This is a genomic window from Streptococcus oralis subsp. dentisani, from assembly GCF_002096615.1.
Taxonomy (GTDB): Bacteria; Bacillota; Bacilli; order Lactobacillales; family Streptococcaceae; genus Streptococcus; species Streptococcus oralis_U.
In genome coordinates, this window is record NZ_NCUX01000024.1 from 1 (window position 1) to 19650 (window position 19650).

The following is a 19650-nucleotide window of genomic DNA, read 5'->3' on the forward strand; positions in this document are numbered from 1 at the left end:
CAAAATGCACGAACCCATGGTCTATTTTCTCTATTCTATACTTCTTCCTCTCTCAACGGCACATAAAAAGAGAGGCAAAGCCTCTCTGGGGTTATAATTCTGCAATTTGGTTGAGATTTACTTCTGCAATCGTATCATTACCAAACATAGAGATAATCATCTTCACTTTGTTGTTATCAATTTCAGTAATTTTACCTGTGTAATCTGCAAAAGCACCATCAATGATGCGGACAGTCTGCCCAACTTCAACATCAATATCAAACTCTTGAACGGTTTGTCCCATTGAAACCAGAATATCACGGATTTCTTGTTCCAATAGCGGAGTTGGTTTTGATCTGTTACCGTGTGAACCGACGAATCCTGTTACGTTAGGTGTGTTTCGAACGACGAACCATGCTTCATCTGTCATGACCATTTCTACAAGGACATAACCTGGAAAGCGATTCTCTTCAACTTCCTTTTTCTTTCCATTTTTCTCAACTTGCACGGTTTGTGTTGGAATCTCAACGCGTAGAATATTATCCAACATGTTATATGTTTGCGCACGTTGCAATAGATTTTCTTTAACCTTATTTTCATAGCCAGAATAAGTTTGTAGAACAAACCATCCCTTGTCAAAACTATCCATAATATTTCCTTTCATACATAATAGAAGAAAGCTAGCAGAAGTTCTCCACTTTTCTTCTAAAAAATGTTAATAAATCGAATCAAACCTGATACAATCAACTGGTCAAAAATATAAATGATGACCACAAAGAAGGCTGTGTATTCCATAATAGAGCGAAAATCTCTCCAGCTTTCTTTGCGAGTCGGCCATGTTGTTTCTTTAAGAAGTTTAAAAATATCCTTAATAAAACCCATCGTTCTCTCCTATCTCGTTTCTCTATGTGTCGTATATTTCCCACAATGTTTACAAAATTTATTTACTTCTAGTCGTGTTGGCTTGGGGTTCCCACTAATTTTGATTGAATAATTTCTTGAACCGCAAACTGCACAAGCTAGGCTTGCTTTTTTTAGTGCCATAACGCCTCCATCTTATCTATTATAACAAGAAACCTAGGCTTTGACAAGCCTCTTAACGAAAGAGATTGACGAAAGAGTCCCAGATTGTCTGGGCTTTTTCTTTTATCTTTGCATCCGAAATCGCACGTCCCGCTTCGTCTACAAGATTTTGAGCTCGGCTACGAATATCTGTTAAAAGATCATCAGATTGTGTGTTGTCGCTATCTCTTGATTGTCTTTTAATGTTTTCTGGCGCAATGCCATTCTGCTTATAAGCATTCTCAACTGTAAAAGTGCTACCTGGAGTGTATGGCAAAATGGTATTAGCCATACTTCTAAAGACATGGGCTGCTCCATTTGAGGTCGAACCTGCTAGATAATGATTCTCATCTGTTGTTGGGAAGCCGAGCCAATGGCTGATTACAACATCTGGAGTATAACCGATCACCCACTGGTCACTGGTATATTCCGGGTTGAAAACAGCTTCAGTCGTACCTGTTTTACCAGCCATGACATAATCTGTTGGCGACGAACTAATTCCTGTACCATTGGTAAATGTTCCTAGCATCATGCTGGTCATTTTATCAGCTACAGACTTATCAATCACTCGTTTTTGGGAATTTTTATGACTCTTAATGACCTGACCACTGGCATTTTCGATACGAGTGATGAAATGCGCCTCAGGCATCAGTCCTTCATTAGCAAAGGCTGCATAGGCTTGTGCCATCTGAAGAGGATTCGTCTCTACTCCTCCACCTAGGGCAACTCCGAGAACACGGTCAACTTTTTCCATATTCAAACCAAATCTCTCCCCAGCGTCAAAAGCTTTGTCAATACCTAATTCATTTACTGTCGCAACAGCTGGTAGGTTGAGTGATTCCGCCAAAGCCTGATACATAGGTACTTCTGGAGATGTCTTAATACCTGCATAGTTGTCTACTTGATAACTGTTGTACTGCATCGTATGATTATCCAGTTGCTTGTTCAAGGCCCATCCTGCTTCTACTGCAGGTGTATAAACGACTAAAGGTTTAATGGTTGAGCCTGGGCTACGCTTAGACTGAGTGGCATAGTTGAAATTGCGAAAGCCTAGTTTGTCATCACCAGCTACACGACCAACAACTCCACGCACTCCACCAGTCTTGGGTTCTAGAGCGACACTACCTGATTCGGCATGCGTTCCGTCTTCTGCTGTTGGAAATAGCGAAGTGTTTTCATAAATAACCTGCATGTTTGCTTGATAGTTTTGGTCAAGTTCCGTATAGATTCGATAGCCGTTGTTGACAATCTCTTCTTCTGTGAGATTGTACTTGGAAACCGCTTCGTTGACAACTGCATCAAAATAGGACGGGTAACGATAATCCGAAACCTTGCCTTCATACTTATCTTGCAGTTGAGAAGCCATATCTACTCCAGCCGCTTCGGTCTCTTGATTTTTATCAATATAACCCGCTGCAACCATATTTTGCAAAACAGTATCCCTGCGGTTGGTCGAAGTCTCAACAGAATTTAATGGATTATACAATTCTGGTCCCTTGAGCATCCCGGCTAGAGTGGCCGCCTGATCAAGCGTTAGTTGTGAAGCCGGTACACCGAAATATTTCTTACTTGCATCTTCAACACCCCATACCCCATTTCCAAAGTAGGCGTTATTGAGGTACATCGTAAGGATTTGCTCCTTGCTGTATTTCTTGGTCAACTCTAAGGCAAGGAAAAACTCCTTAGCCTTCCGTTCAACGGTCTGGTCCTGGGAAAGATAGGCATTTTTCGCCAACTGTTGAGTGATGGTAGAACCCCCTCCAGAACGACCTGCTGTAAGGATGGCTAGAAAGAAACGACCGTAGTTAATCCCATCATTTTTATAGAAGGAACGGTCCTCCGTCGCGACTACAGCATTTTGCAAGTCTTTACTGATATCTGTCAGTTCAACATAGGTTCCCTTTTGACCTGATAGGGCTCCTGCCTCTTTTTCTTCACGGTCAAAAATCAGAGTTCGCGTTTTCAAGGCATTTTGCAAATCATTGACATTGGTCGACTTGGCTATTGCAAATAGGTAGGTCCCAACTAGCAAACCTGCACTTAACCCTAAAATGATGGCGATCTTTGTCAGATGGTAACGACGCCAAAATTTTCGAATTGGGCCTACTTGGGACAATTTTTTTCTATCGCTCCGTGAACGACGCATGCTAGTCGAATCAGAGTCCGCTGATTCATTCGTTTCTTTTTTAAAGAGAGAAAGAAACTTCTCAAATAATTTATCTAATTTCATGCGTTTATTTTATCATCTTCACCATAGGAACTCAAGAATTTAGCTACTCCCTATCCAAATAGGGCTTTTTTTGTTACAATATCTGTATGCAATTCACATTTACATTACCCGAATCCTTGCCTCAAATGACGGTCAAACAATTCCTAGAGGAACAACTCCTCATTCCTAGAAAGATTCGCCATTTTCTAAGAACCAAGAAGAATATCTTAATCAATCATAAACAAGTTCACTGGAACGAGATGGTCAAGCCAAGAGATATTTGCCAGTTGACTTTTGACGAGGAAGACTATCCCAAAAAGGAAATCCTTTGGGGTAACCCAGACCTCGTTCAAGAGATTTACCAAGATCAACATCTCATTGTTGTCAACAAGCCCGAAGGCATGAAAACTCACGGAAATCAACCTGATGAAATCGCCCTTCTCAACCATGTCTCTGCCTACGTTGGCCAAACTTGCTATGTCGTTCATCGTCTGGATATGGAAACAAGCGGTTTAGTGCTTTTTGCTAAAAATCCTTTTATCCTACCTATCCTCAATCGCTTGTTGGAGAAAAAGAAAATCGCTCGTGAGTACTGGGCACTCGTAGAAGGACGAGTAGGGAGCAAAGAACTTATCTTCCGAGATAAAATTGGTCGTGATCGACACGATCGCAGAAAACGAGTAGTAGATTCTAAAAATGGGCAACAGGCTGAAACGCATATCAGTCGATTAAAGCAATTTCCAAACAAGACTTCTCTGGTTCGTTGCAAACTAAAGACCGGTCGAACGCATCAGATTCGTGTTCACCTCTCTTATCACAAGCATCCTATCCTAGGCGATCCTCTCTATAACTCTAGATCAAAAGCAAGTCGGCTGATGCTCCATGCATTCCGACTATCCTTTACCCACCCACTCACCTTAGAAAAGTTGAGCTTCACTGCCCTTTCCGATACTTTTGAAAGAGAATTAAAACAAAATGGATGACACTATCATCCATTTTTCTATACAAAAAGCAAGACCAGAAGGCCTTGCTTTTATCGACTCAATAATTATTTAGCAATTTTTGCGAAGTATTCAAGAGTACGAACAAGTTGTGCAGTGTATGACATTTCGTTGTCGTACCATGATACAACTTTAACCAATTGTTTACCGTCAACGTCAAGAACTTTAGTTTGAGTTGCGTCAAACAATGAACCGTAAGACATACCTACGATATCTGAAGATACGATTGGATCTTCTGTGTAACCGTATGATTCGTTAGCTGCTGCTTTCATAGCTGCGTTTACTTCATCAACAGTAACGTTCTTTTCAAGAACTGCTACCAATTCAGTAACTGATCCAGTTGGAGTTGGAACGCGTTGTGCAGATCCGTCCAATTTACCGTTCAATTCTGGGATTACAAGACCGATAGCTTTAGCAGCACCAGTTGAGTTAGGAACGATGTTTGCTGCACCAGCGCGAGCACGACGAAGGTCACCACCACGGTGTGGTCCGTCAAGGATCATTTGGTCACCAGTGTAAGCGTGGATAGTTGTCATCAATCCTTCTACAACACCGAAGTTGTCTTGAAGAGCTTTAGCCATTGGAGCCAAGCAGTTTGTAGTACATGAAGCACCTGAGATAACTGTTTCAGTACCGTCAAGAACGTCGTGGTTAGTGTTGAATACAACTGTTTTAACGTCGTTTCCACCAGGAGCAGTGATAACAACTTTTTTAGCTCCGCCAGCGTGCAAGTGTTTTTCAGCCGCTGCTTTCTTAGCAAAGAAACCAGTTGCTTCAAGAACGATTTCTACACCGTCAGTAGCCCAGTCGATTTGTTCTGGATCACGTTCAGCAGAAACTTTAACGAATTTACCGTTAACTTCAAATCCACCTTCTTTGACTTCTACAGTACCGTCGAAACGACCTTGAGTTGTGTCGTATTTCAACAAGTGTGCAAGCATAACTGGATCTGTAAGGTCGTTGATGCGAGTAACTTCAACACCTTCTACGTTTTGGATACGGCGGAAAGCAAGACGACCGATACGTCCGAAACCGTTAATACCAACTTTAACTACCATTAGTGATTTCCTCCTTATGAAAATCCTGAAAATTTTATTGTGAAAAGAGTAACTTGAATCACTACAAATCACCTTTCAACATTATTATTATATAACTATTTAAGTAGAATTGCAAGTACGGGCGTTGTTTTTCTCTCTTGCTTTTCTACTTTCCAATCCCCTTCATTCACCTAAGCTTTTATTTCTAGGATCTTCTATCCTATCCGCATAATCTTCTCATAGTTCAACTCTAACTTCAGAAATAGGACTATGAAAAGAGGCAGGATAACTCCTGCCTCTAGGCTGATAAACGATTATTTACGACGTCCTGGACGTTCTGCATAACCATAGTAAGCATCTGCCATGATTTCTTCCATGTCAGCTACCATTGGCAAGCGTGGATTTGCAGGTGAACATTGGTCTTCATAAGCAAGCAAGGCGATTTCATGCAAGCTGTCTTTCCAAACTTTTTCATCGATTCCGAAACCTTTGAAGTTCATTGTGATTCCAACTGCTTCACCAAGATCGTAAACTGCTTTGGCATAAGCTTCAACTGCTTCTTCTGGAGTTGAGTGAGGCAAGCCAAGCATTTTCGCGATGTCTTGGAATTTCTCATCGGCTTTCCAGTAGTTGTACTTAGGCCATGTAGTTGTCTTAGATGGACGAGTACCGTTGTAACGGATGACGTATGGAAGCAAGATTGCGTTTGTACGTCCGTGAACAGTATGGTGAACTCCACCGATCTTGTGGGCCATTGAGTGGCTCATACCAAGGAAGGCATTGGCGAAGGCCATACCAGCCATTGTAGATGCATTATGCATTTTTTCACGTGCTTCTGGGTCAGCTGTCTTAACAGATTTTTCCAACCATTCAAAGACAAGTTTGATTGTTTGAAGGGCGATACCGTCTGTGTAGTCGTTAGCAAAGTTTGAAGTGTAGGCTTCAGTCGCGTGAGTCAAGACGTCCATACCTGTATCTGCAGCGATGAAGTCTGGAACGGATTCAACCAAAGCAGGGTCAACAATGGCAATAGTTGGTGTCAATGAGTAGTCAGCCAATGGGTACTTACGGTTGTTTTTCTTATCAGAGATAACGGCAAATGGTGTCACTTCTGAACCTGTACCTGAAGTTGTTGGAATACCGATGTATTTCGCTTTCTTACCAAGTGATGGGAAGCGGAAGGCACGTTTACGGATGTCCATGAATTTTTGAACCAAGTCACGGAAGTCGATTTGTGGTTGTTCGTAGAAGAGCCACATTACTTTGGCCGCGTCCATTGGAGAACCACCACCAAGAGCGATGATTGTATCTGGTTCAAATGCTTTCATCACTTCAGCACCACGTTCTACAGTTGTGATGTCTGGATCTGGTTCAACATCTGAGAATACTTGGATAGTTACACGATTGCTACGTGCGTTCAATTGATCAATAACACGTTGAACAAAGCCAAGTTTTTCGATCGATTTGTCTGTAACAATCATAACGCGTTCAATATCTTCACATGTTTGAAGGTATTGGATAGAATTGCGTTCGAAGTAAATTTTTGAAGGAACTTTAAACCACTGCATATTATTTCTACGTTTCCCTACTTTCTTGATGTTTAGAAGGTTGATCGCACTCACATTATCACCGACTGAGTTGTGTCCATATGAACCACATCCAAGTGTCAATGATGGAATGAAGGCATTGTATACGTCACCGATACCACCGAAAGTAGATGGAGAGTTCCAGATAATACGCATTGCTTTGATTTCTGTACCAAAGCGTTTAGCAAGAGCTTCGTCTTTTGTATGGATAGCTGCTGAGTGACCAAGTCCGTTAAACTCAACCATTTGACGTGCTTTTGTAAGACCGTCTTCTGTATCTTCAGCTTTTAGGACAGCGATGACTGGTGACAATTTTTCACGAGTCAATGGTTCTTTTGGTCCAACTTCCGCACATTCTGCAGCCAAGATGTTTGTTCCTTCTGGAACGCTGAATCCTGCTTGTTCTGCAATCCATGCAGCTGGTTTACCAACGATGTTTGCATTTAGTTTAGCACCTGCGCAGTTTTTGCTGTTAGCTTTCACACCGAAACAGAATTCTTCAAGAAGGGCTTTTTCTTTTTTGTTTACAAAGTAAGTGTGGTATGATTTGAATTCTTCTACAAATTCGTCATACACTTCTTTATCAATGATAACAGCTTGTTCTGATGCACAGACCATACCATTATCAAATGATTTAGACATAACGATGTCGTGAGCAGCTTGACGGAGGTCGGCAGATTTTTCTACATAAGCAGGAACGTTTCCGGCACCTACCCCAAGAGCTGGTTTCCCACATGAGTAAGCCGCCTTAACCATGGCATTACCACCAGTTGCAAGGATAGTCGCAACACCTTCGTGGTTCATAAGCGCTCCAGTTGCTTCCATAGATGGTTCTGTAATCCATTGAACACAGTTTTCAGGTGCTCCAGCCGCGATAGCTGCATCACGAACGATTTGTGCTGCGTGAGCAGAAGATTCTTGAGCTGATGGGTGGAAGGCGAAAACGATTGGATTACGTGTTTTCAAAGCAATCAATGATTTGAAAATAGCTGTTGATGTTGGGTTCGTTGTTGGAGTGACACCACAGACTACTCCGACAGGCTCTGCAATTTTAGTCAAGCCAGTAACAGGGTCATCTTCAATGACACCGACAGTTTTAACACCACGCATGTTATTGACAACGTGTTCACAGGCAAAAAGGTTTTTTGTAGCCTTATCTTCAAATACTCCACGACCAGTTTCTTCAACTGCATGTTGTGCAAGGATACCGTGCGCGTCAAGTGCTGCAACTGAAGCTTTCGCCACGATATAGTCAACTTGTTCTTGGTTCAACTTGCGCATTTCATCAAGCGCAACCAAGGCTTTTTTCACTAACCCGTCGACATGCTTTTCAGCAGCAAGTTGTTTTTCCTCTGGTGTTACTGTTTTTTTATCAGCCATATTATCCTCCATAGCCTTCAAGGATTTAATCCTTTGTTAATTTTTTCACAATTTCATTATAACTCTTTTCCAAGACTTTGTAAACCGTTTCATAAGCATTTCACAAAGAAATTTTATGAGATTGTGAATTTTTTCTCAATATGGCTACACAATAGAGTTTTGCTTGGATGATTGTGAAATTGTGATAAAAAATTTTTTTATTTCACAAAGTTTTTTCTCGTTGATAATCAGACATCGACTCCACTTCTAGAAAGCGTTTTCTTTTTCGTTTTTGACAATAGCCCCCTGATTAGGAGGCTATTATTTTTGTTGAAAGACACCTTGTTTAAAGCTGCCTTCATAGACAACATCTTGCTCTGTAGTCAACTTCCCTTGACCTTCAGCCTGGCCATTTACAAAATCACCTTCATATTTCCAGCCAGATTTGGACTGGAAGGTTCCTTTACCATTGAAGGCCCCATTGTTGAACTCACCTGTGTATTGGTCCCCATTTTCAAAGGTCATGGTTCCTTGACCATTCATTTTCCCTCGTACCAAGGTACCATCATAAACAAGCGCACCACTATCAAGTGTCAGGACGCCCTTTTTTGGTGTGTTTAGTAGAAAAACCGAGATGGCACAGATAGCGATTAGAAGGACTGTTGCAATCTCTACACGTGGGCGAGTTAGATAAACTCGATATTTTTCGAAGATTTCTTTAAGCTTTTCCATTGTCACTCTCATTTTCTAAACGATCTAGCCAGCTTTGGCAGCCATTTGTGATACGCGCATAGGTTTCCTCAAAATCTCCTGTATACCAAGGATCTGGGACACTTTCAGATGCAAAAGAGTAGATTTTGTGCTGTAGTTCCTGAGGACACATTTGACGCAGATCTGAAACGTTTGAGGCATCCATACCGATAATGTAATCAAACGACTCAAAGTCTTCTCTGCCAATCTGAAGCGATGTTTTGTCTTTATCATACGGGATCTGATACTGCTGGAAAATCCCTTGCGTTCCCTTATGAATCGGATTGCCATGTTCCCATGATGATGTTGCACGACTCTCAACTTGATAATCACTCGTTATGGATTTCATCACAAACTCTGCCATGGGGCTGCGGCAAATATTTCCTAGGCAAACAAATACTATTTTTTTCATCCCTTTTCCTCTCATCTCATAGAAAAACGGGAGTGATAGATCCCGTTTTATTCTTCAATTGCTCCGCTTTCGTCAATAACTGCTCCTTCTGGTGTCACAGCCTCTTTGAGTGGCAACACTGTCTTGATTGCAGTCAATTCGAAAGTCAAATAAACGCCATCTACATCCAGTACGATTGTTTTCTTCTCAGTATCTACTTCATCCACTGTTCCGTAAAGTCCGCCGATTGTAATGACTTCATAGCCTTTTTGAAGCTTGTTCAAGCTTTCCATACGCTTTTGAGCTTGTTTCTTTTGAGAGCGTTGCATAAAGAACATCAAGGCCATCATCCCTACAAGCATGATTAAGAAAGTAATATTTGGATCCATTGTTTTCTCCTTTGTATTTTACATAGGACTACTATATCAAATTTCAACTACTTTTACAAGGTTGTGCCTTGTTTTATGGCAATAAAAAAATCAGAGTTTTCACTCTGATTTCTGCGATTATTTCAAGTTTTGAACTACTTTGACTAGATTTTCAACAGTAAATCCGTACTCTGCCAATACTTTTGGTGCTGGGGCAGATGCTCCAAAGGTATCAATACCTAGCACTGCACCATCAAGACCAACATATTTGTACCAGTTTTGAGTTGCTCCCATTTCGACTGCAACACGACGACGAACTGCATTTGGAAGAATTTCTTCCTTGTAAGCTGCGTCTTGTGAGTCAAAGACATCTGTAGATGGCATGCTGACTACGCGGACTTTTGCGCCTTGACTAGCTAATTCTTTAGCTGCTGCTACTGCTAGGTTAACTTCTGAACCTGTTGCGATCAAGATGGTATCAAAGTCTGCTGCGTTTTCATAGACAACATAGGCACCTTTTGCAACCTTATCAAAGTCTGTTCCTTCTTCGACAGTCAAGTTTTGACGTGTCAAGACAAGGGCAGTTGGTGCTTTCTCACTTGTCACTGCAAGGTACCAAGCCGCTTGCGTTTCACGCGCATCTGCTGGGCGGAAAACATTGAGATTTGGCATAGCACGAAGACCTGCTAAGTGTTCAACTGGTTCGTGAGTTGGACCATCTTCACCAACCGCAATAGAGTCATGGGTGAAGACATAAGTCACAGGAAGTCCTTGTAAGGCTGACAAGCGGACAGCTGCTTTCACATAGTCAGAGAAGACGAAGAAAGTACCACCGTATACACGAAGTCCACCGTGAAGAGCCATCCCGTTCAAGATCGTTCCCATTGCAAATTCACGAACACCAAACTGAATGTTTCGATTCAAGCGATTGGCATCGTCTTGAAGTCCATCTGTTTTGATGTAAGTCATGTTTGAGTGAGCTAGGTCAGCTGAACCGCCTAGGAAGGTTGGCAACTTAGCAGCTACAACGTTCAAGGCATCCTGGCTCGAATTACGAGTTGCTTGAGAAAATCCATTTTCTAAGGCTGGGAAGTCTGCTGGAGTCACTTCAACTGGGTCACGGCCGTCTATGATGGCTTCGACTTCTGCTGCAAGTTCGGGATAAGTTTCTTTATAATCAGCAACTAGTTTTGTCCAAGCTTGATAAGCTGATGCACCACGGTCTGCAACATTTTCCTTGAAATCAGCATAAACTTGCTCTGGAATTTCAAATGGTTCATAGTCCCAACCGAGCGCTTGGCGAGTTGCTGCAGTTTCATCTGCTCCAAGAGGAGCACCGTGTACTGCATTGGTTCCTTGTTTGTTTGGAGAACCGTATCCAATAACAGTCTTCACTTCAATCAAAGATGGTTTACCTGAAGCTTTAGCAGCTTCGATAGCCGCATGAATTGCTTCCAAGTCTGTTCCATCTTCAACCAAGGCAGTATGCCAACCGTAGGCATTGTAACGATCACGAACACTTTCTGTAAAGGAATCCTTTGTCTCACCATCCAAGTTAATGTCATTTGAATCATACAGAACAACCAACTTGTCAAGTTTTTGCAAACCTGCGTATGAAGCTGCCTCACTTGAGACACCTTCCATCAAGTCTCCGTCTCCACAGATCACATAAGTATAGTGGTCAAAGATATTGAAGCCTTCACGGTTATACTTCGCTGCAAGGAAACGTTCTGCTTGGGCAAAACCAGTAGCAGTTGAAATCCCTTGCCCTAGAGGACCTGTCGTAGCGTCAACCCCTGCAGTATGCCCAAATTCTGGGTGACCTGGTGTTTTGGAACCCCATTGGCGGAAGTTCTTGACTTCATCCATGCTAACATCTTCAAAACCAGAAAGGTGAAGAAGGGCATAAAGAAGCATAGAGCCGTGTCCTGCTGAAAGAATAAAGCGGTCGCGGTTGATCCAGTTTGGTTGAGCTGGATTGATACGAAGTTGCTTTGTAAAGAGGCTATAGGCCATTGGAGCAGCCCCCATAACCACCCCTGGGTGACCTGAGTTTGCTTTGTTGATGGCGTCAATACCTAGAAAACGAATTGCATTAACAGATAGATTTGACATAGAATTTCCTTTCTCTTTGAGATGATTAATGAATCACACATCCTATTTTTCTATTATATGAAAAAATGCATAGAATAGCAATAAAACAATTTGCGTTCATCTAACACATTTGATTTGTCTATCCCCTCGTCACTTCATAATACGGGAGCAAGCGAGTATAAGCGTCTTCTAGCTTCTCCAATATCGCTTCTACTGACTGATTTTCAATAAAAGAAACATCCGACTTTACCAAAACTTTACGGATTTCCTGACATTGCACCTTCTCGCGTAAAGTACGACGATTCTCCTCAGTAGTCTCCATCTTATGACTTTCTCCATTTGAGTAGACTAAGTAATAAACACCTTCTACTGGTGGAATATCTAAAATCTTGGCTTGTTTGCTCAGCGTCTGCTCATCTTTCTTTCGCTCGATGAAACTAACTTCTAAGGAAATCCCAAAATTTGAGGGTTCCCCATACAAACGGAGCGCCAACATGGGTTCTGTTACCTCCCCCTCTCTCTGTAGATAGGCCCAGAAATGGGGTCGCAAACGCTGCGCTTGATTCATCCACTGACTGGTCTGTTGAAGTTGCCATTCTGGATGCTTTTCTTGGAAGGCCTTGGCTAAGTTCGTAAAAGCCTTACGAGCCTCCTGGCCTTTGTGGCGCAATTCCAGCATCTTCTCTCGCTCATCTCCAGCCTTATCTGGATTACGGTACTGGATTCCCACGTAAGATAGGTAGTTTTTGATGGTTTCCATCATCTGTCTCTTCTCCTTTTTTCTAACAAAAAATCAGGTCAAGCCTGATTTTGTTTATTCTGTATCTACAACAACATAGCGATTTGGCTCATCGCCCTCAGAGTAACTCGTCACGCCATCCATGCGTGAAATAATGCGATGGATAATCTTGCGTTCGCTATTTGACATTGGATCTGTTTGTTGACTTCGACCTTCTTCTAGAACACGAGTCGCCAATTTTTGAGCGTAGGTTTGCAAGACTTCTGCACGGTGCTCCACATAGTCATTGACGTTGATCGTGATGTAGAAAGTTCTTGAATAGCGATTGTAGAGGTAGTTTTGCGCCAAAAGCTGAAGTGCTTTCAATACTTTGCCGTGATAGCCAATAATGCGACCAGGCTCATTGGTATCGATTTGAAGATTAATCGTGCGACGATTGTAGTCGCTTGAAATTGTACCTTCAACATCCATATCGTCCACAATGGTTTGAACATAGTTAGCCACTTCAGCTGCTACTTGTTCGATGTCATAACTCGGCTCCACCTTCAAACCCAGATCTTCCAAAGACTGGCTTTCTACCGATTCTGACATAGATACAAATCCTTCACACTCTGCTGGGTCTTCCACTCCAGCATCTCCTGTCTGCAATTCATTTAAAATCGCGATGTGACCTGTTTCTTCTAAGATCGTGCTAGCATGTTTTTCATTTTTCAAGATTTCGGCCTTGACTTCGTCAGAAACCCCCTGACCTTCCTCTTCGATTTTTTTAATCGCCTCAACAACGTGACCAAGATCAACTGTCGCCTCTGTTACTGTCTTAACAGGTTCGTTTTGTTCATTGATTTCTTTCGGAACACCTTTTACGGCTTGTTGATTGGCCTTAATCACAGTTGTCTCACTAATCGCCTCAATATCAACTTGAGCTGGTTTTTTCCCAAATAAGCCTAAAAAACCTTTCTTTTCCTTTGACACGACCTTGATATGAGTCTTCATTCTCGGAATACCTAACTCTTTCAATCCTTTCTGGATTGCTTCTTCAACAGTTGAACCTGTAAATAATACCATTATCAGATTCCTCCTTATTATTTTGTTTTCTGAGCCTTTTTCTTGGCTTTTCTTTTTCTATTTTCCAAATCTTTTTTAGCTTGTACTTCCGCCTCACGCGCTGCAATAATCTTAAAAGGATTATTTAAGAAGTAAGTTTGCAAAACTTGATAAGCATTGGATACTGCCCAGTACAAGGCTACACCACTAGGTGAAGAGATGGCAAAGATAAAGATCAGTACAGGCATTCCGTACATCATCCCTGTCATAGCTCCACTTCTTTCAGGTAAAGCCTTATTCGATAACCAACTACTTAAGAAGGTAAAGACTGCTGCCAAAATCGGAAGGATAAAGCTTGTGTCCACTCCCCCAAGGTTCACCCACAAAAAATGCCCTGTTTTCAAAAAGTCTACTCGAGTCAAGGCTTGAAAGAGAGCCAAGAGAACCGGCATTTGAATCAAAATCGGCCAGAGAGAAGAAGAGTGTTTGACCCCTAATTCTTTATAGACTTTCCGCATCTCCTGATCCAGCTTGGTTCTACTTTCCATATCACGACCTGGATATTGTTCTTGCAAAGCCTTGATGCGTGGTTGAGCCTCTTGCATTTTTCTAGAGGCCACCATTTGAGTCTGAAAGACTGGTAATAAAATCGTACGAATCAGGATCGTAAAGAGGATAATCCCCACTCCGATACTAATGTCAAAGGACAAGAAGCGAATGATTTCAGCAAAAAAATAGACAAATTTACTCCATATATCTGTAGAATCTGCTGCAACATCGCTTGTCCCACAGGCTGTCATAACAAATAAGGACAAGCCCAGCAAACTAATCAACTGTAGTTTCTTTTTCACTCCTAATTCCTTCCCGGTAAATCTTTGATAACTTTAATACGTGGAGTAGATTTTTCTCCATTTCTGCATAATCCAAGCCTTCAACCCCTTTTCGAGCAATTACGACAAAATCAACGTTATCAGCTAACTGCTCCCTTACACTTAGCAAAATGTGTCGAATCCGTCTTTTAATTTGATTTCTAATGACTGCATTCCCTAATTTCTTACTGACGGACAGCCCTACTCGAAAATGACTTTTCTGATTTTCCAATTGGTAGACAACAAATTTGCGATTGGCAAAACTTGTTCCATCCGTGAAAATAGCCTTAAAATCATTCTCTCTTTTTACACGAAAGCTTTTCTTCAAAACTCAACTCCATCTATTAAATTACTACTATTATACCATAAATTTCAAAAAAGCCAATAATGACAAGGTTTTAGACTGTTTTAACAACAAAAAGTTGGGAAATTTTATCTCCCAACTCCTTTTTATTGTATCTTACCTTGTAATTTTATTCAGTTCATCTTACTTTTTCAAGCGTTCAACGTCACGAGCGATAACCAATTCTTCATCAGTTGGGATAACCAAGACACGAACTTTAGCAGCTTCTGTTGATATATCACCTGTTGCTCCAAAGACATTCTTTTCAGGATCCACATCACAGCCAAACCAAGAAATGCCTTCAATGACCATCTCACGAATCGTTACAGAATTTTCTCCAATTCCAGCTGTAAAGATAATGGCATCTGCACCGTTCAAAACTGCCAAATACTGACCAATATACTTTTGGATACGATCTACAAAAATCTCATTTGCCAGCTGCGCTTTCTCATCACCTGCACGCATAGCTTCGTGAATATCACGCATATCACTTGATCTTTCAGACACACCCAAAAGTCCTGACTCACGATTTAGGATTCGACTGATATCCTCTGGTGTATTAAAGTCATCTGTATGTTGCATTAAATAGGGGATGATAGCCGGATCAATATCACCTGTACGAGTCCCCATCATAATACCACCAAGTGGAGTGAAGCCCATGGATGTATCAACAGACTGACCGCCTTTGACAGCTGTAATAGAACCACCATTACCAATATGGCAGGTAATCAATTTCAACTCTTCTAGGGGGCGACCTAAAATTTTAGCTGCTTCTCCTGCTACAAACTGATGACTTGTCCCGTGGGCTCCATACTTACGAACCTTATTTTCAGTATAGTATTTATTCGGAAGAGGATAACGATAGGCTTTTTCCGGCATGGTTGTGTGGAATGAAGTATCAAAAACAACAACGCTGGTAATATCTGGAAGCAATTCCTTAAATGCGCGAATTCCTGCTGCGTTGGCTGGGTTGTGGAGAGGTGCCAAAAGTCCCAATTCTTCAACCTTTTCTAAAACATCTCCCTCAACGACAGTAGACTCTTTGAAATATTCTCCACCAGCTACAACACGGTGCCCAACACCAGTTATTTCATCATAACCTCTGATGATGTCAAAACGAATCAGATCATCTAATAAAATCTTAACAGCTTGTGTGTGATCGTCAATATCAAGAATTTGTTTTTCAGAACGGCCGTCGAATTTTACAGTTGAGATCGAATCCTTCAAGCCAATGCGTTCGATCAAGCCTTTGGCCAATACTATTTCTTCTGGCATTTGATAAAGTTGCCATTTCAAGCTTGAGCTCCCTGCATTGATTGCAATTGTTTTAGTCATAAGATGATACCTCTTTTAAGCGTTTTCAACTATTATAACAAAAATTACCTTATATTTCAGTACCTTTGCTCCATTTTTGAAAATTTTCTTTGAATTTCATTAGTGCAGCTGGATCTTGCAAACTTTCTAGCGGATACACAAAAGGTTGCAGTTCCTGTTCAGTTTTCTTCTGTAAAACGAAAATACTCTTAGCCTGACTGGCCGTTGAGAAAATATCCTCTGGCAGAGTGATGATGGCAGCAAGACTCACTTCATCTTTGATCCAACCTTTTAACAAATCACTTTGAGGGCTGGTCAATAAATCACTCGGAGCTAGAAAAATAGCATAGCCATCTGACTTAAGGTACTTGAGACCTTGCTCCATCAGCAAATGGTGGGCATAGGTATGTTCTTGGCTAGAAGCCACTTGATAACGAGATGCAACGGCATCGTCTGGATAATAGCCAACAGGCAAATCGCTAATGACCACATCGCTTTCTTTAAGCATTTGCGGACGAACGGCATCGCCTTGAACAAATCCAGCCTGCAAACCGATTACATCTGCCATACTAGCCGCCAGATCAATCAGCAAATCATCCACTTCGACTCCCAAGTAATCCACTTTTTTAGCAAGAGAAGTCAAGAAGGTAGCACCCAGAATTCCCATACCAGAACCCATTTCGAGGATGCTAATTTCCTCTTGATCAAGCAACTCTTCCACAATAAGTACCAAGAGGAGGGCAATGGCATCCGGCGTAAACTGGTGATTGGCCTGTAAAGGCTCAGTTTGTCTTGCCTTCATCAAGAGAAACTGGTAGGTCTTGAGCCACTCTTCCTTGCGAAGTGCTAAGCGCTTAAGGGCTTGATTATTCTCCTTGACCTGCTCTAGCTCAGTTTCGCCATCCAAATAGATGCTGTTTTGCTCTACCAAGGCGTCATAAAAGTTGGTCGCTAAATCACCTTGGATGACTTGGACATTCTCTAGTAAATACGTATAAGCTTGTTCAATTTTTTCAAAATCCATATTCCTATCTTATCAAAATTCCCCTATTTTTTCCATCTGAAGAGAAAAAATCACTGCTTTAGTCAGCAAGTGATTTTTGGGCTACTGTTAAAAAGAGCTCTGCGTGATTTCCTAGGAAAAGATCCTCAGCACTGTAAAGAATCTGACTGCCAATGCTCGAAAAACCAAATTGAGCAAGCTTGATTTCCAGTTCAGCCAATTCAAATCCGTGGTGGTTGGTGTCTGTCTTGACAAAATCAGCAATGAGGACTTGTCCCTTCTCCCTAAGGTGATGGTGGAACATGGCAAGAGTCGCATCTAGATCAGGCATATGATGAAGAACTCGACTGACAACAACCATGTCAAATTGCTGGTCTAAGGGATTTGTCAGTAAATCCTGTTCCAAGAGCTTAAGACTCTTGATTTCTTGCTGATCAACTTTCAAACGGGCCTGCTCCAGCATTTTCTCCGAGATGTCTACAAGGGTAACCGACTTGACCTGCTTGGCTAGGGGCAAGGCTAATAGACCTGTCCCACCACCGAAATCCAATATTTCCTTGTCTGATAAAAGATCAATCTGTTTTTCAACTGCTTGACAAACCAAGTTTGCAAGAAAGATGTTTTTGGGCGAATCAAAGGTTTCTGCTTTGTGATTAAAATCATGTTTCATGCTTTTAGTTTAACACAAAGTAGTTGAATTGACTAGGAATTGTCTTTCTTATCTGCCTTATTTTCTGTTTTTTCTGATTTGGTTCTTGGCTTGAATCAGTCGCTACCTCTTCCTTTTTAGCTGTTTTCTTTTCTTGGTTTTTCATCGGAGGAAAGAGAAATTCATAGTTGCCCTTATTCATACGAACACTTGTTGTAAAACCTGTTTTCGTATTATGATACGTGACTTTTCCCAAGTTGAAGACTCGTTCCCCACTTTCTTGCTCAACCTTATCTTTACTTCGCTTGGCCATGGCAAAAGCGACCAACTTTTCTTTATTTAAGGCAAAGTCTTTGTGATGGGCGACTTGCCGGTTCAAATAAAACTGCAACAAAAGGCTAAAAATGGCTGCCATGGTGACTGCATATAGGAGAACGCCTGCCTTAACTTTTTGCTTTTTCCACACGATATATGAACTCCCTTTCTAAGCCTTTTTGAAATTGAAAACGAAAGCGAACCAAGTGATTTTCCTCTGTGATTTGTGCTGATTTCAATCCATAAACCATAGGCTGATAGCCCCGGCCACTGCTATCGGTCTTCCGAAAATCATCCGATTTAGACTTACCCATAGCGATATCCTTACCATCCTGTTTCATGTAGATGCGATTGCCTTCCACCTTTTCAAACTGCGAACGCTCTAACTCCGCCTCCAGCTGATCCACAAACAAGAGCCACTCCTTTTGCTCGCTTTGTTGCTGGTAACGAACTTCTGAAATGAGGAGCTGACTCATGGCTTGAAAGAGGAGCAAGCTTCCACTGATGACGATAAGGGCAATCAGAGATTCTAGAAGAGTGAACGCCTTAACCTTACTGCTCTTTAAGGTCGAGCAACTTCTCTGAACCATGGTAGACCTCCAATCCTTTTTCACTAGCAAACACCTGGATCTCAACTCCATTTACCTTTACCTGATTTTGACCTGTTTGCAGAGCCATCTTAGCCACACGCAAGACTTCCTCTTTTTGCAAGATTTCTGCCTCTTCTTGTCTATTTTTCTGAATTTGTCCCAAAAGAAGGGTCGCAATGCTGGCAAAAACGGCTAGAGCAACTACTGCTTCCAGTAAAATCACTGCCCTAATTTTTAGTTTCCTTAATGCGTTTAATTTTTCCATTTCCTAAATATAATCGATAGCTGATTGCTCCTTTTCTGGTCTGAAATTCAACCTTAGCCAGAGATCTATTGCCCCCAGCTCGGTCAAAATGAATCGTTTGTCCAGATGGTGCCTGAATCCCTTTGGGAACAGTCAACTTCTGACTACCATTGTTGATTGTCTGCCCATCTAAGTTTAAGCTGGTCTTTTGCTGACTGGCTACACTGCGTTTTTGGGTTTCCCGATAGAGTTCTTCAAACTCCATAAAGAAAATCTGCTCCTCTACCGCCGCAAAAGTGGACTGGACAGAACCAGACAAGCCCAAGGCAAGGATACTCACAAGTCCCAAAACCAAGAGACTTTCCAGCATGGTAAAGGCCTTAATCCGCAACAGTTTGACTTGTTTTTTGTTTTGCATGATAGTCTTTATAAGCTTTGACTTGCTCAGCTGTGATACGGCCGTCTGCCTGTAATTTACTTAGACTCGCATCTTCATTCTTGTCCAAACTATAGAGTTCTGCCTGGCTTTCTACCACCTTGACAACAGCAGCTTTTCCTTTGTCATCTACGGCATCCTTTTGCTTGGTCAAATTAGGCACAAAGAGCAAGAGAAGAACACTGATGATTAAAAGGACCACCAACATCTCTACCAGAGTGAAAGCTTTCGCCTTGGCTTTTTTCAAATTTGTCATGAGTTTTTTCAT

Annotated in this window: 22 protein-coding genes and 1 pseudogene; 1 reads left to right on the forward strand and 22 read right to left on the reverse strand. The window is 41.7% G+C overall.

Translation table 11 applies throughout. The features are described 5' to 3' along the window. Positions 1-91: 91 nt before the first annotated feature. The 4 genes from nusG to pbp2a are packed head-to-tail and all read right to left on the reverse strand — an operon-like array spanning position 92 to position 3271. A complete protein-coding gene (gene nusG, locus B7708_RS00200; RefSeq protein ID WP_000376732.1) occupies positions 92-628 on the reverse strand; it encodes a transcription termination/antitermination protein NusG in 537 nt (178 codons plus the stop codon). A 56-nt stretch (positions 629-684) separates the two neighbouring features. Further along, positions 685-861 (reverse strand): preprotein translocase subunit SecE, encoded by a 177-nt coding sequence (secE, locus tag B7708_RS00205; protein ID WP_000505776.1) that lies wholly within the window; start codon positions 859-861, stop codon positions 685-687. Positions 862-870: 9 nt separating this feature from the next. Then, positions 871-1023: a 50S ribosomal protein L33 gene (gene rpmG, locus B7708_RS00210; protein WP_001809375.1), complete on the reverse strand. Its 153-nt coding sequence runs from the start codon at positions 1021-1023 to the stop codon at positions 871-873. Between the two features lie 52 nt (positions 1024-1075). Continuing rightward, positions 1076-3271 carry a penicillin-binding protein PBP2A gene (pbp2a, locus tag B7708_RS00215; protein WP_084972878.1) on the reverse strand — a complete coding sequence of 732 codons (2196 nt, stop codon included), beginning with the start codon at positions 3269-3271 and terminating at the stop codon, positions 1076-1078. An 86-nt stretch (positions 3272-3357) separates the two neighbouring features. Between pbp2a and B7708_RS00220 the strand changes: the two genes are divergently transcribed. Further along, entirely contained in the window at positions 3358-4233 is an 876-nt protein-coding gene (locus tag B7708_RS00220; RefSeq protein ID WP_142358244.1) for an RluA family pseudouridine synthase, read from the forward strand. 65 nt (positions 4234-4298) lie between these two features. Here the strand turns inward: B7708_RS00220 and gap are convergent, their stop codons facing one another. The 18 genes and pseudogenes from gap to comGC form a co-directional block, all read right to left on the reverse strand. Next, complete coding sequence (gap, locus tag B7708_RS00225; RefSeq protein ID WP_000260677.1) at positions 4299-5309, reverse strand: type I glyceraldehyde-3-phosphate dehydrogenase; 1011 nt, start codon at positions 5307-5309, stop codon at positions 4299-4301. A 293-nt stretch (positions 5310-5602) separates the two neighbouring features. Next, entirely contained in the window at positions 5603-8254 is a 2652-nt protein-coding gene (gene adhE / locus B7708_RS00230) for a bifunctional acetaldehyde-CoA/alcohol dehydrogenase (protein ID WP_084972880.1), read from the reverse strand. Positions 8255-8554: 300 nt separating this feature from the next. Continuing rightward, positions 8555-8965: an MORN repeat-containing protein gene (locus B7708_RS00235; protein ID WP_084972881.1), complete on the reverse strand. Its 411-nt coding sequence runs from the start codon at positions 8963-8965 to the stop codon at positions 8555-8557. Next, on the reverse strand, positions 8952-9395 hold the full coding sequence (locus B7708_RS00240) for a low molecular weight protein-tyrosine-phosphatase (protein WP_084972883.1): 444 nt from the start codon (positions 9393-9395) through the stop codon (positions 8952-8954). Before B7708_RS00240 ends, B7708_RS00235 begins: the two co-directional genes overlap by 14 nt. 47 nt (positions 9396-9442) lie before the next feature. After that, entirely contained in the window at positions 9443-9763 is a 321-nt protein-coding gene (gene yajC / locus B7708_RS00245) for a preprotein translocase subunit YajC (protein WP_084972885.1), read from the reverse strand. A 117-nt stretch (positions 9764-9880) separates the two neighbouring features. Then, positions 9881-11857: a transketolase gene (gene tkt / locus B7708_RS00250; RefSeq protein ID WP_084972887.1), complete on the reverse strand. Its 1977-nt coding sequence runs from the start codon at positions 11855-11857 to the stop codon at positions 9881-9883. A gap of 118 nt (positions 11858-11975) precedes the next feature. After that, positions 11976-12599, reverse strand: coding sequence for a ribonuclease P (locus B7708_RS00255; protein WP_084972889.1), 624 nt, complete (start codon positions 12597-12599; stop codon positions 11976-11978). A gap of 51 nt (positions 12600-12650) precedes the next feature. Then, positions 12651-13640 carry an RNA-binding cell elongation regulator Jag/EloR gene (gene jag, locus B7708_RS00260; RefSeq protein ID WP_084972891.1) on the reverse strand — a complete coding sequence of 330 codons (990 nt, stop codon included), beginning with the start codon at positions 13638-13640 and terminating at the stop codon, positions 12651-12653. Positions 13641-13657: 17 nt separating this feature from the next. Then, entirely contained in the window at positions 13658-14470 is an 813-nt protein-coding gene (locus tag B7708_RS00265) for a YidC/Oxa1 family membrane protein insertase (protein WP_000728094.1), read from the reverse strand. Next, entirely contained in the window at positions 14445-14816 is a 372-nt protein-coding gene (gene rnpA / locus B7708_RS00270; RefSeq protein WP_084972893.1) for a ribonuclease P protein component, read from the reverse strand. The genes B7708_RS00265 and rnpA overlap by 26 nt, the downstream gene beginning before the upstream one ends. A 159-nt stretch (positions 14817-14975) precedes the next feature. Beyond that, positions 14976-16166, reverse strand: coding sequence for an acetate kinase (locus tag B7708_RS00275; protein WP_084972894.1), 1191 nt, complete (start codon positions 16164-16166; stop codon positions 14976-14978). Between the two features lie 49 nt (positions 16167-16215). Then, complete coding sequence (locus B7708_RS00280; protein ID WP_084972896.1) at positions 16216-17169, reverse strand: class I SAM-dependent methyltransferase; 954 nt, start codon at positions 17167-17169, stop codon at positions 16216-16218. A gap of 58 nt (positions 17170-17227) precedes the next feature. After that, a complete protein-coding gene (locus B7708_RS00285; protein ID WP_084972899.1) occupies positions 17228-17818 on the reverse strand; it encodes a class I SAM-dependent methyltransferase in 591 nt (196 codons plus the stop codon). Positions 17819-17850: 32 nt separating this feature from the next. Beyond that, positions 17851-18263 (reverse strand): annotated as a pseudogene (gene comGG, locus B7708_RS00290) (competence type IV pilus minor pilin ComGG). Then, positions 18241-18702 carry a competence type IV pilus minor pilin ComGF gene (gene comGF, locus B7708_RS00295; RefSeq protein WP_084972901.1) on the reverse strand — a complete coding sequence of 154 codons (462 nt, stop codon included), beginning with the start codon at positions 18700-18702 and terminating at the stop codon, positions 18241-18243. Before comGF ends, comGG begins: the two are co-directional and overlap by 23 nt. After that, entirely contained in the window at positions 18665-18967 is a 303-nt protein-coding gene (comGE, locus tag B7708_RS00300) for a competence type IV pilus minor pilin ComGE (protein ID WP_084972903.1), read from the reverse strand. Before comGE ends, comGF begins: the two co-directional genes overlap by 38 nt. Further along, positions 18930-19364 (reverse strand): competence type IV pilus minor pilin ComGD, encoded by a 435-nt coding sequence (gene comGD, locus B7708_RS00305; RefSeq protein WP_084972905.1) that lies wholly within the window; start codon positions 19362-19364, stop codon positions 18930-18932. Before comGD ends, comGE begins: the two co-directional genes overlap by 38 nt. Beyond that, positions 19327-19650, reverse strand: coding sequence for a competence type IV pilus major pilin ComGC (comGC, locus tag B7708_RS00310; protein WP_084972907.1), 324 nt, complete (start codon positions 19648-19650; stop codon positions 19327-19329). The genes comGD and comGC overlap by 38 nt, the downstream gene beginning before the upstream one ends.

What these genes read in the sequence shown, in the direction of transcription:
- nusG (WP_000376732.1), bottom strand. Translation starts at nt 628, where the DNA reads ATGGATAGTTTTGACAAGGGATGGTTTGTTCTACAAACTTATTCTGGC.
- secE (WP_000505776.1), bottom strand. Translation starts at nt 861, where the DNA reads ATGGGTTTTATTAAGGATATTTTTAAACTTCTTAAAGAAACAACATGG.
- rpmG (WP_001809375.1), bottom strand. Translation starts at nt 1,023, where the DNA reads ATGGCACTAAAAAAAGCAAGCCTAGCTTGTGCAGTTTGCGGTTCAAGA.
- pbp2a (WP_084972878.1), bottom strand. Translation starts at nt 3,271, where the DNA reads ATGAAATTAGATAAATTATTTGAGAAGTTTCTTTCTCTCTTTAAAAAA.
- B7708_RS00220 (WP_142358244.1), top strand. Translation starts at nt 3,358, where the DNA reads ATGCAATTCACATTTACATTACCCGAATCCTTGCCTCAAATGACGGTC.
- gap (WP_000260677.1), bottom strand. Translation starts at nt 5,309, where the DNA reads ATGGTAGTTAAAGTTGGTATTAACGGTTTCGGACGTATCGGTCGTCTT.
- adhE (WP_084972880.1), bottom strand. Translation starts at nt 8,254, where the DNA reads ATGGCTGATAAAAAAACAGTAACACCAGAGGAAAAACAACTTGCTGCT.
- B7708_RS00235 (WP_084972881.1), bottom strand. Translation starts at nt 8,965, where the DNA reads ATGGAAAAGCTTAAAGAAATCTTCGAAAAATATCGAGTTTATCTAACT.
- B7708_RS00240 (WP_084972883.1), bottom strand. Translation starts at nt 9,395, where the DNA reads ATGAAAAAAATAGTATTTGTTTGCCTAGGAAATATTTGCCGCAGCCCC.
- yajC (WP_084972885.1), bottom strand. Translation starts at nt 9,763, where the DNA reads ATGGATCCAAATATTACTTTCTTAATCATGCTTGTAGGGATGATGGCC.
- tkt (WP_084972887.1), bottom strand. Translation starts at nt 11,857, where the DNA reads ATGTCAAATCTATCTGTTAATGCAATTCGTTTTCTAGGTATTGACGCC.
- B7708_RS00255 (WP_084972889.1), bottom strand. Translation starts at nt 12,599, where the DNA reads ATGATGGAAACCATCAAAAACTACCTATCTTACGTGGGAATCCAGTAC.
- jag (WP_084972891.1), bottom strand. Translation starts at nt 13,640, where the DNA reads ATGGTATTATTTACAGGTTCAACTGTTGAAGAAGCAATCCAGAAAGGA.
- B7708_RS00275 (WP_084972894.1), bottom strand. Translation starts at nt 16,166, where the DNA reads ATGACTAAAACAATTGCAATCAATGCAGGGAGCTCAAGCTTGAAATGG.
- B7708_RS00280 (WP_084972896.1), bottom strand. Translation starts at nt 17,169, where the DNA reads ATGGATTTTGAAAAAATTGAACAAGCTTATACGTATTTACTAGAGAAT.
- B7708_RS00285 (WP_084972899.1), bottom strand. Translation starts at nt 17,818, where the DNA reads ATGAAACATGATTTTAATCACAAAGCAGAAACCTTTGATTCGCCCAAA.
- comGF (WP_084972901.1), bottom strand. Translation starts at nt 18,702, where the DNA reads ATGGTTCAGAGAAGTTGCTCGACCTTAAAGAGCAGTAAGGTTAAGGCG.
- comGE (WP_084972903.1), bottom strand. Translation starts at nt 18,967, where the DNA reads ATGGAAAAATTAAACGCATTAAGGAAACTAAAAATTAGGGCAGTGATT.
- comGD (WP_084972905.1), bottom strand. Translation starts at nt 19,364, where the DNA reads ATGCAAAACAAAAAACAAGTCAAACTGTTGCGGATTAAGGCCTTTACC.
- comGC (WP_084972907.1), bottom strand. Translation starts at nt 19,650, where the DNA reads ATGAAAAAACTCATGACAAATTTGAAAAAAGCCAAGGCGAAAGCTTTC.